Genomic DNA, 13,371 nt, shown 5'->3' with positions numbered 1-13,371 from the left:
TACTCCGCGTCTCTGCGCCCTCCGCGTCCATCATCCGCCCCACAACAACGTGCTTGCCCGCCACCAACGACCCTCCGTACAATGCGCGGTTTCCTTTCGAACACCAGAGGCAGCGACCGTCATGGCCGACGTACTCCACACCTCCGAACTGAAGAGCCTGAAGCTCCTGAACCGCGGCAAGGTGCGCGACATCTACGGGATCGACGAGCGTCATCTGCTGATCATCACCACCGACCGCCTCTCCGCCTTCGACGTAATCCTCCCCACCGCCATCCCCGGCAAGGGGCGGATGCTCACCGAGATCTCCAACTTCTGGTTCGAGCGCACCCGACACCTGCTGCCCAACCACCTCGCCGGAATCCCCCTGGAGCAGGTCCTGCCCGACGCCGCCGAGCGCGCCCAAGTGGAAGGCCGTGCCATCGTGGTCAAACGCCTCAAGCCCCTGCCGGTGGAGGCGATCGTCCGCGGCTACCTCGTCGGCTCCGGCTGGAAGGACTACCGGAAGAGCGGCCAGGTCTGCGGCATCGACCTCCCCGCCGGCCTGCAACTGGCCGACAAACTGGAACAGCCCCTCTACACCCCCTCGACCAAGGCGGAGGTGGGCGAACACGACGAAAACGTCGACTACGCCCACACCGTCGGCCTGCTCGGCGAGTCGCTGGCCGCCCAAGTCCGCGACATGAGCCTGAAGATCTACAGCGAGGCCCGCGACTACGCAGCCGGCCGCGGCATCATCATCGCCGACACCAAATTCGAGTTCGGCGTCGACGAGGCCGGCACCCTGCACCTGATCGACGAGGCCCTGACCCCCGACTCCAGCCGCTTCTGGCCGATGGACCAGTACCGGCCCGGCACCAACCCGCCGAGCTTCGACAAGCAGTATGTGCGCGACTGGCTGGAGACGCTGGATTGGGACAAGAAGGCGCCGGGGCCGGAGCTGCCGCCGGAGGTGGCGCAGCGAACCGCCTACAAGTACGCCGAGGCGCTGAAGCGGTTGAAGGGCTAGCCTGCAACAATCGAGTGGCGACGAATAGAGTTATTACTCCTAGCCGTCGGTTGCCGCGCGATTGAAGGGGCGGGCTCTTCCATTACCTTCGAGAAGGATGGTTTACGCGCCACCTTCCATCGGCCCCATCCACACAAGGAGGCACTGCGCTACCGCGTAAAGGATGTTCGGCGCTTTTTGCAGATGCTTGGAGTCACACCGTGAACAGCATGAGCTACAAGGGTTATTCAGCCCGCATCGAATTCGACGCTGAAGATCGGGTTTTCGTCGGCCATATCGCCGGAATACGCGACATCGTCAGCTTTCACGGCAGCACGGTGGACGAGTTGGAAGAGGCCTTCCATCAGGCCACCGACGATTACCTCACGGCCTGCGAGGAGCTCGGTCAATCACCCAACAAGCCCTACTCCGGCAAGCTCATGCTGCGAGTCCCACCGGAAACCCACGCCGCCGTAGCGACCGCCGCGGAACTCAACGGGAAAAGTATCAACCAGTGGGCCACAGACATTCTGGACAAGGCGGCTCACGGCTGACCAGTAACGCGCTGAACGGGCATCCGGCAACGCTTGATACAAGGTCTATTGCGACCCCCCCGACGAGCGCACCACATCTCATCAATGAGGCACCGCTCCCGACCCCAACCATTTCCGGCAAATAGAGGGACACCCACCCGGCAAATAGAGGGACACCCACCCAAATTCGGGCCGGGGCTGCATGTAAACCCAAACGAGCTTGATATCGAGGTCTTCCCCTCGTATCTTGACATATCATGACGTCACGCATCCGGTGCATCCCAATGACCGCCATCAAGATCAGCTCCAAAGTGGAAGAGGCGACCTGGAACGAGTTCCGCGCCTTCGCTCGCGACTCCCACCGCAACATCTCCGGCCTGCTCACCGAGGCGTTGCAGGACTACCTGACCCGCCACAAGGTGCGGCCGGACGTTCTCCAGCACCTGGAGGAGTCCATGGACGAGCACCAAGAGCTGGGGCGGCTCCTTGCCAAGTGAGGCGGTCCGCTTTCTGAGCCTGGATGAGGTCCTCGCCATCCACGAGCGGCTGATCGCCCGCTTCGGTGGCGCACCGGGGTTGCGCGACCCCGGGCTGCTCGACAGCGCGCTCTATCGCCCTCGGAGCGGCTACTACGACGACATCGCCCAGATGGCTGCCGCGCTCTTCGAATCGCTGATCAACAACCACCCGTTCGTCGACGGCAACAAGCGGGTCGCCTTCTTCGTCTCCGACGTCTTTCTGCGGCTGAACGGCTGGAAACTCGATGTGGAGGACGTTCAGGCCTACCGATTCCTCATCGGGCTATTGGAGGCCGGTGAGTGCGACTACGCCCACCTCCTTCCCTGGATTCGGCGATCGCTATGCCGTCATCCGTAGGCTACTCGTGCCGGTTCGGGCTACAGGACTCCCCGTACATCGCTGAGGAGACCAGTGTACTGGTTTGAATTTTGGGCAGTATTCGGCGAGTACACCGGTCGGTAAGGGCGTCGGTTAACCCATTCGGCGGGTGGTTCCGTTGAGCACGGCGGGCGCGGCCCGCCCTATAGGGCGCGCTGTGCGCGCCGTGTCAAACGAGGGCACCAGCCGGGAAGGACGCGGGAGAACCTGTTCGAGCGGCAAAACCGTTTTACCAGGGCGCGGGAATTCGACGCATCAATCGCTTGGCAGAGGGTGCTGGAGCACCCGGCGAGCCGCTTCGATCTCCCCCACCACCTCCGCCAGGATCAGGTGCAGCCCGGTCAGTTCGTCCGGGCTGAGGGCGAGGCGGTCGGTGCGCTCTTCGGCCAGTCCGGCGATCAGGGCAAGCAACGCCTTCAGTTTCCATTCGGCGGGAGGATAGGGGGACACCCACCCGCGGGAGGATAGGGGGACACCCACCCGTAGCGGAGGATAGGGGGACACCCACCCGCAGCCACCAGCCTCCCGTCCCCCCAACCAATGAAAATCTCCCCCTCCCTGCAAAACGGACATCATTGCCCGACACTTGTCGCCATGAACGGAAACGAACTCCTTAAAAGGCTGAAAAGGATCGCCAAGGAACGTGGGTGACGGCTGGAGATCCTCTCCACTCGCGGAATAGGGAGTCACGCAACCGTGCTGCTCGGTGAGCATCGCACCACATTGAAAGACCGGACCAAGGAGATTGGCCCCGGCCTCCTTGGCGCCATGCTCAAAACAGCGGGGTCTGGAGAAAACCGACATCGAGTAACCGCCATGACCGAACGATTCATCTATCCCGCAACCCTGACGTCTGACCAAGAGGGCCACCTCACCGTCGCCTTCCGCGATCTGCCGGAGGCGCTTACTGAGGGCGCCGACCACGCCGAAGCGCTGGAGGAGGCCCGCGACTGTCTGGAGGAGGCGATCGCCTACCGAATCGTGGCCAACGAGGCGATTCCCGAACCGTCCGCAAGGGGACGCGATGAGGTGGCGGTCAGCCTGCCGGCGCAGATGGCGGCGAAGGCGGCGCTCTATCTGGCGGCCCGCGAGGCGGGGATCAGCAAGGTGGAATTGGCCAATCGTCTCGGCTGCGACGAGAAGGAGGTGCGCCGGATGCTGGACCCCAGGCACCCCACCAAGCTCCCGCGGATCGAGGCGGCGCTGGCCGCTCTGGGCAAGCGGCTGGTGGTGCAGGTTCAGGCCGCGTGAACTCCTCCGCCTCCGGGATGGGTGGACAGTAGTCGGCGAGTACACCGGTCGGTAAGGGAGTCGGTTAACCCATTCGGCAGGTGATTCCGCTGAGCGCGGCGGGCGCGCCGTGCGCGCCATGCCAAACGAACGCACCCATCGGACAGGACGAAGGAAAACGGACCGAGAACGACCATTTCGTTCGGCACGGTTGCCCTTTGGCGATCAGCGGCGGATCACCGCGTGGATCTTCTCCTCGGTCAGCTCCTCCACGGAACTGAGTCGATCGATCTCGTCCCGCGCCTCGTCGATCACCCGATCGTAGAAGGTGACGATCTCCGGGTCGATGTCGTGCTTCTCCTCCGCCCGCACGCGGAACAGCACCATCTTGTTGAGGAAGTTGTTGAGGATGTGGTGGACCGCGCTGATGGTGGCGGTGAACAGCTCCGCCTTCTCCCGCTCCTTGCGTTCAAGGGCGAGGTAGTCGATGCGGATCAGCAGGAAGAGGAGCAGGCTGGTGATGGCGACATAGAACCACCCCTTGAAGGTCTGGAGCACGCCGAGCAGTTGGCGGTCGCTGACCAGGATGTCCAGCAGGCGGTCGGAGAAGAAGATCCAGAGCACGCCGAACAGGGCGTAGAGCGCGGTTACTTTGTAGTAGACGGGGACCTTGGACATGGGCAGGGCCTCGGCGGAGAGGGTAGCGCCGTTCCGCCTGCCCTCCTGTGGATCATTGGAGGAAACATAGCACCGGCCGACCCCGCCGTCAGAATGAGGCCCGGCCACGACGGAAAGATGGCAACCCCTTCCCCCCCCCTGGTTACGACGCTCCGCGTCGTAACCGGCCACCTTGGACGCTCTGCGTCCGATTTCGACCACCGCAGCTCTACCCAAAAGGGCGTCGACGCGGAGCGTCCAGGCGGAGACCTCCCTGCCGTGGAGGGCGGGTGGTGGGCGGGTTACCACGCAGAGCGTGGTAACCAGGAGGGGCAGGCATTCGACTCGTCAGTCGTTAGGGAACGGGCGCTGGAGCGCTTGGCGGGCCGCTTCGATCTCCCCCACCACCTCCGCCAGGATGAGGTGCAGCCCGGTCAGTTCGTCCGGGCTGAGGGCGAGGCGGTCGGTGCGCTCTTCGGCCAGTCCGGCGATCAGTGCCAATAGCGCCTTCAGTTTCCACTCGGCGTGACTTAGCTTATCCAAAGAACCCTCTCCACCATCCTTCGCTCGCTCGACGTTCAAAGCCCCACTCCCTTACTAACAGCGACAACCACATGCACTAACAGCCATTTTGATGACTATAGTCACTCGTTGCAAGGGAGATGTGACGGCATGGTTCGCACATGGAGCAGAACCAAAAGGCGAGCGATGAACGCAAGGCCGAGCGAGCGCGCAACCGTCGCCGCACGGCTGCCGCGTTCGGCGACCTGCTCCGCCAACTGCGCAACGAACGCGGACTCTCCCAGTTGGATCTCGCCCTGGAGGCGGACCTGGACCAATCCTACGTCGCGCTGATGGAACGGGGCGCCCGCCAGCCCACACTCCATACCCTGCTCTCCCTCGCCCGCGCGCTGGAACGTCCGGTGGTGGAGTTGATCGAGCCCGTGGAGCGGCGATTGCGGCGCTGACCCGATTGCCGCCATGAACGCGGCGGGCGCAGTCAGGGCCTTGCCTGTAGGAGCGGCCCCAGGCCGCGATGGTTCGGAGTGGCGGGCCTCCCGCGACTTGTGGAGGCCGGCGGACAGGGCGCCATCGCGGCCTTGGGGGCCGCTCCTACAGGGGGCGTCGAGAGGTTGTACGAATTTTCGGCAAAGGGGTGCAGTTCCTGTTGGTGTGCCTCCTATCGTCGGTACACCCTACCCAGACTTCATCGCCTACCGAAGATCTCCCCACAACAGCTGCACCGCGGTCAGCGCGGCGGCGGCGGCGGTCTCGGTGCGCAGCACCCGCGGGCCGAGGAGGACGCCGTGGTAGCCGGCCTTTTCGGCCAGCCGTAGCTCCTGGTCGGTGAGCCCCCCCTCCGGGCCGATCAGGATGCTGACCGAGCCGACGGGCGGCGGCAGTGCGGCCAACGGGCGGCCGGCGCGCGGATCGAGGGTAAGACCGAACCCCTCCGCGGGACGGCCGAGGAGGTCGCCGATGCGTTGCGCCTCGGCGATCTGCGGAATGCGGTTGCGGCCGCTCTGTTCGCAGGCGGCCACCGCGATCCCGCGCCAGTGGGCCAGCCGCTTCTCCAGCCGCTCGCCCTTCAGCTCCACAGCGGAGCGCTCGGTGAACAGCGGTACGATGCGCGCGGCACCCAGCTCCACCGCCTTCTGCACCGCATAGTCCATGCGCTCCCCCTTGGAGATTCCCTGCAGCAGGGTCACCGCCAGCGGTGACTCCACCTCCAACGGCTCGAAGGCGGCGATGCGCACGGTGACCCGGCGACGCTCCACCACCGCCAGCTCCGCCGCGTATTGCCCCCCTTCGCCGGTGAACAGCAACAGCGGCGCACCGCCCTTGAGGCGCAGCACCTTGGCGACATGCTGGGCGGCCCGGGGTTCCAGTTCAAGCTCGTCGCCCTCCTGGATCGGGGCCGGGTGATGGATGCGGGGGATTCTCATGAGCTCTCGGCGATGCGGAAAAGGCGGATTATCTCAAAATCGCGCCGGATCGTGATCGCCCGGAATCCAACGGCTTCTTCCCCTCCAACTCGCGAACGGGTCATCGATTGCGCTGATCCTGCAATTGGTGCTGGCAGTCGAGGGGCTGGTGTATCGGGTTGTTCGGGCTTTGCGGGCTGCTGCTGCCGGCCACCCGGCCAGTCAGGTGGAACGGGGCGAACGATGGCCAGGGGGGCAAGAAGAAGGGAAGTGGCCGATCTGCGTTTTGGTCGAATGTGCTAACAAGACGCTACCAAGCCTGATGTTTCACGAAGCGGGAGGCTTGGCGGTGGCGTTCAACATGCTGATTTTATTGGTGGGCCCACTAGGACTCGAACCTAGGACCAAGGGATTATGAGTCCCCTGCTCTAACCGACTGAGCTATAGGCCCGGAAAACCCGCGTAAGTATAGCGAACGGGGTCGCCGTTCGTCACCAGAACGATCGTTTGGTTTCTGCCGGTTGCTCGGAGTTCGCGGGGCGGGCGCGCTTCCGCTGTACCGATGTGCCAATCCGGGTACTTCGCAACCAGGGTCGTGGTGCCGCCAAGGGGTGCAGTTCCGCTCACCGTGGCGGGCGCGGCTCGCTCGATAAGGCACATAGGCGCTTCTTCGCCCCCAAACGAAAAGGCCCGCATTCGCGGGCCTTTTCGTTTGGGGGCGAAGAAGCGCTTAGTCGAGGAAGCTACGCAACTGTTCCGACCGCGTCGGGTGGCGCAGCTTGCGCAGCGCCTTCGCCTCGATCTGGCGGATGCGCTCGCGGGTGACGTCGAACTGCTTGCCCACCTCTTCCAGGGTGTGGTCGGTGTTCATGTCGATGCCGAAGCGCATGCGCAGCACCTTCGCTTCCCGCGGAGTGAGCGAGTGGAGCACCGACTGGGTGGCCTCGCGCAGCCCCTCGCCGGTGGCGGCGTCGATCGGCGAGAGCACCGCGGAGTCCTCGATGAAGTCGCCCAGGTGGCTGTCCTCGTCGTCGCCGATCGGGGTCTCCATGGAGATCGGCTCTTTCGCGATCTTGAGCACCTTGCGGATCTTGTCCTCGGGCATCTCCATGCGCTCGGCCAGCTCCTCCGGGGTGGCTTCGCGGCCCATCTCCTGCAGCATCTGGCGGGAGATGCGGTTGAGCTTGTTGATGGTCTCGATCATATGCACCGGGATGCGGATGGTGCGCGCCTGGTCGGCGATGGAGCGGGTGATCGCCTGGCGGATCCACCAAGTGGCGTAGGTGGAGAACTTGTAGCCGCGGCGGTATTCGAACTTGTCCACCGCCTTCATCAGGCCGATGTTGCCCTCCTGGATCAGGTCGAGGAACTGCAGGCCGCGGTTGGTGTACTTCTTGGCAATGGAGATCACCAGTCGCAGGTTGGCCTCCACCATCTCCTTCTTGGCGCGGCGGGCCTTGGCTTCGCCGATCGACATCTGACGGTTGATCTCCTTGATCTCGCCGATGGAGAGCCCGGTCTCCTCCTCAAGGGAGGCGAGCTTGCCCTGGATCCGCTTGATCTCGTCGGCGTGTTCGTTGAGGCGGGCGACGAAGGCCTTCTTGCCCTTCAGGTGGCCGTCGAGCCAGGCGAGGTTGGTCTCGTTGTCGGGGAAGCTGCTGATAAAGTCCTTGCGCGGCATCTGCGCCCGCTGGACGCAGAGGGTCATCACCTGGCGCTCGTGGCCGCGGATGCGCTCGATGGTCTGGCGCAGGTTGTCCACCAGGGAGTCCACCACCCGGGCGACGAACTTGAACTCGAGGAACTGGGCGGCCATCTGATCGCGCAGCTTCTGGGTGCGGGGCGCACGACTGCCATGCTTCTCGGCCGAGGCCATCGCCTTCTCGTAGAGCTTGCGCAGCTCCTGGAAGCGGCTGCGCGCCTCCTCCGGGTCGGGGCCGGTGTCCACCGGCTCGTCGCTGCTCTCGTCGTCGCTGTCGTCGCTGTCGGCCTGCTGGGCGCTGGCGGGGGTGGGAGTGGGGATCTCCTCCTCGGCGGCATTGGGGTCGACGAAGCCGTTGAGGACGTCGGTGAGACGGGTGTCGCCGGCCTCCACCGCGTCGAACTCGCGCAGCACCATGGCGATCGATTCCGGGTACTCGGCGATGGTGGAGAGGACTTGGTTCATCCCCTCCTCGATGCGCTTGGCGATCTTGATTTCGCCTTCGCGGGTGAGCAGCTCGACGGTGCCCATCTCGCACATGTACATGCGCACCGGGTCGGTGGTGCGACCGAACTCGGAGTCGACAGTGGCCAGCGCGGCCGCGGCCTCCTCGGCGGCATCCTCGTCGGCCACCGAGCTGCCGGTGATCAACAGGCTGTCGGCATCCGGGGCCACCTCGTGGACCTGGATCCCCATGTCGTTGATCATGCTGATGATGTCTTCGATCTGTTCGGGATCGACGATCTCATCGGGCAGGTGATCATTCACTTCCGCATAGGTGAGATAGCCCTGCTCTTTGCCTCGGGCGATCAGACTCTTCAGACGCGACTCTTGCTGTTGCTGATCCATGACGCCTTTACGTGCTCCGAATTGGGTCGATATGGGTTGAACCGGCCATTATAGCGGTTTGCCGTCGATTCGTCATACTCCATATGTGAATGGCTGCGTTGTACAAATTCCATGCCACGCTCAGGGCTAAAAAATAGCAGAGATTGCCGATTGCACTAGGGGGAGATACGAAATAGAGGGGTTCTAATGGGTTGAATCCGCGAACGATCCGCGCTTCCGTCCCCATGGGGATGGACGCCAAATGTGTTATGGCAAATTTTTCTGCCGGGGCAAGCGCGAAGGAGCGAAAAATTGCGGCTACGCCGTTCCCCTCAGGGCCCGTTCGAGCTCGCGAAGCTCCATTTTCTCCTCTTCGTCCAGGCTGCCGATGTTGCGCCACAGCGCCTCGCGCCGACGGATGCGGCGCTGGTGGTCCATCCGTTCCAGGGCGTCGAGGAATTCCCGGTCGATGGCCTCCTCCGCGGCCAACTCCACCGAGCCGAGCAGTTCCCACAGCAGCGGCGCCTGCTCCCGGTCGCGCCACCGCTCGAGCAGCGCGCCGGTATGACTCGCCGGCTCCAGCGTCAGTTGGTTGAGCAACTCCACCAGCAGACGGACGCCGGGCATCTCCAGCTCGAGGAAACGGTTGGGATCCCCCGCCTCGGCCGCCAGTTGCGGGCGCAACAGCAGGCGGGCGGCGGCCTGTTCGGCCAGCGAACGGGTGGCGTAGGCCGCGGTACGTGGCCGCGCAGCCGGGGGGCGGCGGGAAGGAAAGGGCGCATGAGCACCGCTGGGGTATCGCGGGCCGGCAGATGGTGGTGGCCGGGTGGTGACCCGCAGGCCGAGGGCCTCGCCCAGCCGCTCCGGCTCCATCCGGGTGCGGTCGGCGAGGCGCAGCAACAGGTTTTCACGAAATGCCCCCTTGGGCATCCGGGCGAGTAGCGGGCGCGCCAGCTCCACCAACCGTGCGGGGCCCTCCACGGAGTTCATGTCGGCGCGCCCCGCGAGGGTCTCCAGCAGATAGTCGGTGATCGAGGGCGCGTGGCCGATGCGCGCCTCGAACGCCTCGCGCCCCTCGCTGCGTACCATCGAATCGGGATCCTCGCCCTCGGGAAGGAAGAGGAAGCGGATGCGCCGTTCGCTGCCCAGCGCCGGCAGGGCGTTGTCCAGGGCTCGCCAGGCGGCGTCGCGGCCGGCGCGGTCGCCGTCGAAACAGAAGACCACTTCGGGGGCGGCGCGGAAGAGTCGGTCGAGGTGATCCGGGGTGGTGGCGGTACCCAGCGTCGCCACTGCGTAGCGGATGCCGAACTGGGCCAGCGCCACCACGTCCATGTAGCCCTCCACCACCAGCAATCGCTCGAAGCTGCGCAGCGCCTGCTGTGCCTCCCACAGGCCGTAGAGCTCCTTTCCTTTGTGAAAGACCGGGGTTTCCGGGGAGTTGAGGTACTTGGGCTCGCCGGCACCGAGCACCCGACCACCGAAGCCGATCACCCGGCCGCGACGGTCGCGGATCGGAAACATCACCCGTTCACGGAAACGGTCGTAGCAGTGGTCACCCCCCTCCTTTTCGGTGAGCAGGCCGGCGAGCAGCAGCCTCTTCTCCTTCTCCGGATTGCCACCCAACGCCTTGCGCAGATTGTCCCACCCGGAGGGGGCATAGCCGATGCCGAAGGCCTTGGCGATCTCGCCGGTGAGGCCGCGTCCTTTCAGGTACTCCACCGCGAGTGGGGCCTCCGGGTGGCGCCGGAGATTGGCCTGGAAGAGCTGCGAGGCCTGCTCCAGCAGGTCGTAGAGGTCGGGCGCCGCGCGCCGCGCCTCCTGCTGGGCGGGACTGAGGGGGCGGCCCTGCTCCCGCTCCACCTCGACGCCCACCTCACGCGCCAGCTCCTCCACCGCTTCGACGAAGCTGAGGTGGTCGTACTCCATGAGGAAGCCGATGGCGGTGCCGTGAGCCCCGCAGCCGAAGCAGTGGTAGAACTGTTTGTCGGGGATGACGTAGAAGGAGGGGGTCTTCTCGTTGTGGAAGGGGCAGCACGCCTTGTATTCACGCCCGGCCTTTTTCAGTTCGACGCGGCTGTTGACCACGTCGACGATGTCGACGCGATTGACCAGATCGTCGATGAAGTGCTGGGGAATACGGCCTGCCATCTGTGATGGGGTGTTGAGCGCTTAGTGTTGAGTGTTTAGTGGGAGAGGGGCGCTTCGCGCGCAGATGGACCTGCTGCAAGGCGGCAGGTCCATTAAACATCAGTCGGGGATGGGGCGAAACGAAAAATCGCGCCGGTCGGCGCGATCATGGAGGGGGGCGTGGGGCGTGCCTCCCTCTTCCATTAAACACTAAACGTTCAACACTAAACGCTGGCGCAAAGATGGCACCAGCCAAGCGGTTGGCAGCGGGCTTGCCTAAGAGAGCCGGGCCTTGATTTTACCACTCACCGCGCCCATGTCGGCGCGCCCCTGGAGTTGAGGCTTGAGCTTGCCCATGACCTTGCCCATGTCCTGCATGGAGGTGGCGCCGGTTTCGGCGATCGCCGCCTCGATCAGAGCGCCGATCTCCTCCTCGGAGAGGGCGGCGGGGAGGAACTCCTGAAGTACCGCGACCTCGGCCGCCTCCTTCTCCGCCAGCTCGGGGCGTCCGCCCTTTTCATACTGGGCGATCGACTCGCGGCGCTGCTTGACCATCTTGTCGAGCACCGCGATCACCGCCGCGTCGTCCAGCTCGCTACGGCTGTCCACCTCCACCTGCTTGATGGCGGCGTTGGCCATGCGGATGACGCCCAGGCGATCCTTGTCGCCGGCGCGCATGGCGTCCTTCATGGCGGCCGTGAGGCGCGCCTTGAGGGTCTCGTCACTCATCGTGGGAGGAGCGGATCAGTAGCGGCGGTTGGGACGGCCCTCGCGGCGCATGCGCTCGCGGGCGACCTTCTTGGCATGACGCTTCACCGCGGCGGCCAGCTTGCGCTTGCGCTCGGCGGTGGGTTTTTCGTAGAACTCGCGGCGACGGATCTCGGTCAGGATACCGGCCTTCTCGCAGGAGCGCTTGAAACGGCGCAGGGCGACCTCAAAGGGCTCGTTCTCTCGTACGCGGACGTTAGGCATTTAAAAAACCACCTTGGTTTACGTCTTTGCCAGGGCAAATGAATTAAAGGGTCTAGAGGGCCGCGCATTCTACGCGGGTCTGACGGGAAAGGCAAAGGGTTGTTTTGGGGGATTAAGAAATGGACAGGATTAACAGGATTTTTCAGGATCAACAGGTTTGATGCTACGGACGGCGGGTACTGGAGGCCGTGTTTCCGAAGCCAACTCGATTTTTCGAGTTGAAGCTCCGATGCCGAGCACGACCAACAACCTGTTAATCCTGAAAAATCCTGTTAATCCTGTCCATTTTTCAACGCTCGTTTGTGCTGCGGACGGCCCGAACGGGTTAGAATCCGCGCCCATGCTGGTCCTCGGAATCGAAACCTCCTGCGACGAGACCGGTGTCGCCCTCTACGACACCGGCCGCGGTCTGCTCGCCCACGCCCTGCACAGCCAGGTGGCACTGCATGCCGAGTACGGCGGGGTGGTGCCGGAGCTGGCCTCCCGCGACCACGTGCGCAAGGTGCTGCCGCTGACCCGCCAGGTGCTCGCCGACGCCGGGGTGGCGGCCGGCCAGGTGGAGGGGGTCGCCTACACCATGGGGCCCGGTCTGGTGGGGGCGCTGCTGGTGGGGGCGGCGGTGGGGCGCTCCCTGGCCTGGAGCTGGGGGGTGCCGGCGGTGGGTGTCCATCATATGGAGGGGCACCTGCTGGCGCCGATGCTGGAGGAGGAGCCGCCCGCCTTTCCCTTCGTCGCCCTGCTGGTCTCCGGCGGCCACACCCAGCTGGTGCTGGTGGCGGGGATCGGCCGCTACACCACCCTCGGCGAGACCCTCGACGATGCCGCGGGCGAGGCCTTCGACAAGACCGCCAAGCTGCTCGGTCTCGGTTATCCCGGCGGCCCCGCCCTGGCGGCGCTGGCCGCGCAGGGGACCCCCGGGCGTTTCACCTTCCCGCGACCGATGACCGACCGCCCCGGCCTCGATTTCAGTTTCTCCGGGCTGAAGACCTTCGCCCTCAATACCATCAAGGCGCTGGGGGACGATCCGCAGGGTCGTGCCGACGTCGCCTACGCCTTCCAGGAGGCGGTGGTGGAGACCCTGGCGATCAAGTGCCGGCGGGCGCTGCGCGAGAGCGGGGTGAAGCGGCTGGTGATCGCCGGCGGAGTGGGTGCCAACCGGGCGCTGCGCGAGCGCCTCGCCGAGGTGGCGGAGCGCGAGGGCGGCCGGGTCTACTATCCGCGGCTCGAGTTCTGCACCGACAACGGCGCGATGATCGCCCAGGTGGGCGCGCTGCGCCTGGCCGCTGGCGAGCACCTCGCCGAGCCGACCTTCGATGCCAGGCCGCGTTGGGCGCTGGAGTCCCTTCCTCCGATCTGATCCGGGTCGCTCGACGCGGAGAACGCAAAGACGCAGAGATCGCGGAGAAGAAAAAACAAGGCTTTTCTTTGCGTTCTCTGCGTTCCACTTCCCCACCCCAAGGGCCCGCGAAAGAATAACTTCCTGTTTTGGGGCGTCGAGACGCCCGTCCGGCAAGG

Annotated in this window: 16 protein-coding genes and 1 tRNA gene; 8 read left to right on the top strand and 9 right to left on the bottom strand. The window is 64.9% G+C overall.

Going from position 1 to position 13,371, the window contains the following annotated elements; translation table 11 throughout:
• Positions 1 to 121: 121 nt before the first annotated feature.
• The 5 genes from ACYQ2W_RS07580 (at position 122) to ACYQ2W_RS07560 (ending at position 2,394) form a co-directional block, all read left to right on the top strand.
• Positions 122 to 1,006 carry a phosphoribosylaminoimidazolesuccinocarboxamide synthase gene (locus ACYQ2W_RS07580; RefSeq protein ID WP_459864904.1) on the top strand — a complete coding sequence of 295 codons (885 nt, stop codon included), beginning with the start codon at positions 122 to 124 and terminating at the stop codon, positions 1,004 to 1,006.
• Between the two features lie 9 nt (positions 1,007 to 1,015).
• Entirely contained in the window at positions 1,016 to 1,210 is a 195-nt protein-coding gene (locus ACYQ2W_RS07575; RefSeq protein ID WP_459864995.1) for a type II toxin-antitoxin system HicA family toxin, read from the top strand.
• 5 nt (positions 1,211 to 1,215) lie between these two features.
• Complete coding sequence (locus ACYQ2W_RS07570; RefSeq protein WP_459864993.1) at positions 1,216 to 1,539, top strand: type II toxin-antitoxin system HicB family antitoxin; 324 nt, start codon at positions 1,216 to 1,218, stop codon at positions 1,537 to 1,539.
• A 263-nt stretch (positions 1,540 to 1,802) separates the two neighbouring features.
• The gene (locus tag ACYQ2W_RS07565) at positions 1,803 to 2,015 is read left to right on the top strand and encodes a hypothetical protein (protein ID WP_459864902.1); all 213 of its coding nucleotides are present in this window, start codon (positions 1,803 to 1,805) and stop codon (positions 2,013 to 2,015) included.
• Positions 2,005 to 2,394, top strand: a complete 390-nt coding sequence (locus ACYQ2W_RS07560) for a type II toxin-antitoxin system death-on-curing family toxin (RefSeq protein ID WP_459864900.1) — start codon at positions 2,005 to 2,007, stop codon at positions 2,392 to 2,394. Before ACYQ2W_RS07565 ends, ACYQ2W_RS07560 begins: the two co-directional genes overlap by 11 nt.
• 276 nt (positions 2,395 to 2,670) lie before the next feature.
• Here ACYQ2W_RS07560 and ACYQ2W_RS07555 read toward each other — a convergent pair whose 3' ends face one another.
• Positions 2,671 to 2,865 (bottom strand): hypothetical protein, encoded by a 195-nt coding sequence (locus ACYQ2W_RS07555; RefSeq protein WP_459864898.1) that lies wholly within the window; start codon positions 2,863 to 2,865, stop codon positions 2,671 to 2,673.
• Positions 2,866 to 3,231: 366 nt separating this feature from the next.
• On the opposite strand from ACYQ2W_RS07555, the gene ACYQ2W_RS07550 reads away from it, so the two are divergent.
• Positions 3,232 to 3,666: a type II toxin-antitoxin system HicB family antitoxin gene (locus tag ACYQ2W_RS07550; protein WP_459864895.1), complete on the top strand. Its 435-nt coding sequence runs from the start codon at positions 3,232 to 3,234 to the stop codon at positions 3,664 to 3,666.
• Positions 3,667 to 3,870: 204 nt separating this feature from the next.
• Here the strand turns inward: ACYQ2W_RS07550 and ACYQ2W_RS07545 are convergent, their stop codons facing one another.
• A complete protein-coding gene (locus tag ACYQ2W_RS07545) occupies positions 3,871 to 4,323 on the bottom strand; it encodes a hypothetical protein (RefSeq protein WP_459864893.1) in 453 nt (150 codons plus the stop codon).
• Positions 4,324 to 4,650: 327 nt separating this feature from the next.
• The gene (locus ACYQ2W_RS07540; protein ID WP_459864891.1) at positions 4,651 to 4,845 is read right to left on the bottom strand and encodes a hypothetical protein; all 195 of its coding nucleotides are present in this window, start codon (positions 4,843 to 4,845) and stop codon (positions 4,651 to 4,653) included.
• A 140-nt stretch (positions 4,846 to 4,985) separates the two neighbouring features.
• Between ACYQ2W_RS07540 and ACYQ2W_RS07535 the strand changes: the two genes are divergently transcribed.
• A complete protein-coding gene (locus tag ACYQ2W_RS07535) occupies positions 4,986 to 5,270 on the top strand; it encodes a helix-turn-helix domain-containing protein (protein WP_459864889.1) in 285 nt (94 codons plus the stop codon).
• 246 nt (positions 5,271 to 5,516) lie between these two features.
• Here ACYQ2W_RS07535 and ACYQ2W_RS07530 read toward each other — a convergent pair whose 3' ends face one another.
• The 6 genes from ACYQ2W_RS07530 to rpsU form a co-directional block, all read right to left on the bottom strand.
• Positions 5,517 to 6,248, bottom strand: coding sequence for a 16S rRNA (uracil(1498)-N(3))-methyltransferase (locus tag ACYQ2W_RS07530; protein ID WP_459864886.1), 732 nt, complete (start codon positions 6,246 to 6,248; stop codon positions 5,517 to 5,519).
• 353 nt (positions 6,249 to 6,601) lie between these two features.
• Positions 6,602 to 6,678 (bottom strand) — tRNA-Ile (locus tag ACYQ2W_RS07525).
• A 279-nt stretch (positions 6,679 to 6,957) separates the two neighbouring features.
• On the bottom strand, positions 6,958 to 8,778 hold the full coding sequence (rpoD, locus tag ACYQ2W_RS07520) for an RNA polymerase sigma factor RpoD (protein WP_459864883.1): 1,821 nt from the start codon (positions 8,776 to 8,778) through the stop codon (positions 6,958 to 6,960).
• Between the two features lie 297 nt (positions 8,779 to 9,075).
• Positions 9,076 to 10,905 carry a DNA primase gene (dnaG, locus tag ACYQ2W_RS07515; RefSeq protein WP_459864880.1) on the bottom strand — a complete coding sequence of 610 codons (1,830 nt, stop codon included), beginning with the start codon at positions 10,903 to 10,905 and terminating at the stop codon, positions 9,076 to 9,078.
• A gap of 255 nt (positions 10,906 to 11,160) precedes the next feature.
• Positions 11,161 to 11,613 (bottom strand): GatB/YqeY domain-containing protein, encoded by a 453-nt coding sequence (locus ACYQ2W_RS07510; RefSeq protein ID WP_459864877.1) that lies wholly within the window; start codon positions 11,611 to 11,613, stop codon positions 11,161 to 11,163.
• 15 nt (positions 11,614 to 11,628) lie between these two features.
• Positions 11,629 to 11,856 carry a 30S ribosomal protein S21 gene (gene rpsU / locus ACYQ2W_RS07505; protein WP_459864874.1) on the bottom strand — a complete coding sequence of 76 codons (228 nt, stop codon included), beginning with the start codon at positions 11,854 to 11,856 and terminating at the stop codon, positions 11,629 to 11,631.
• 340 nt (positions 11,857 to 12,196) lie between these two features.
• Between rpsU and tsaD the strand changes: the two genes are divergently transcribed.
• On the top strand, positions 12,197 to 13,213 hold the full coding sequence (gene tsaD, locus ACYQ2W_RS07500) for a tRNA (adenosine(37)-N6)-threonylcarbamoyltransferase complex transferase subunit TsaD (protein WP_459864871.1): 1,017 nt from the start codon (positions 12,197 to 12,199) through the stop codon (positions 13,211 to 13,213).
• The last annotated feature ends 158 nt before the right edge of the window (positions 13,214 to 13,371 follow it).

It is taken from the genome of Endothiovibrio diazotrophicus, assembly GCF_054657215.1.
The sequence above is the reverse complement of the archived record's forward strand: the minus strand, read 5'-3'. Positions and strand labels throughout refer to the sequence as shown.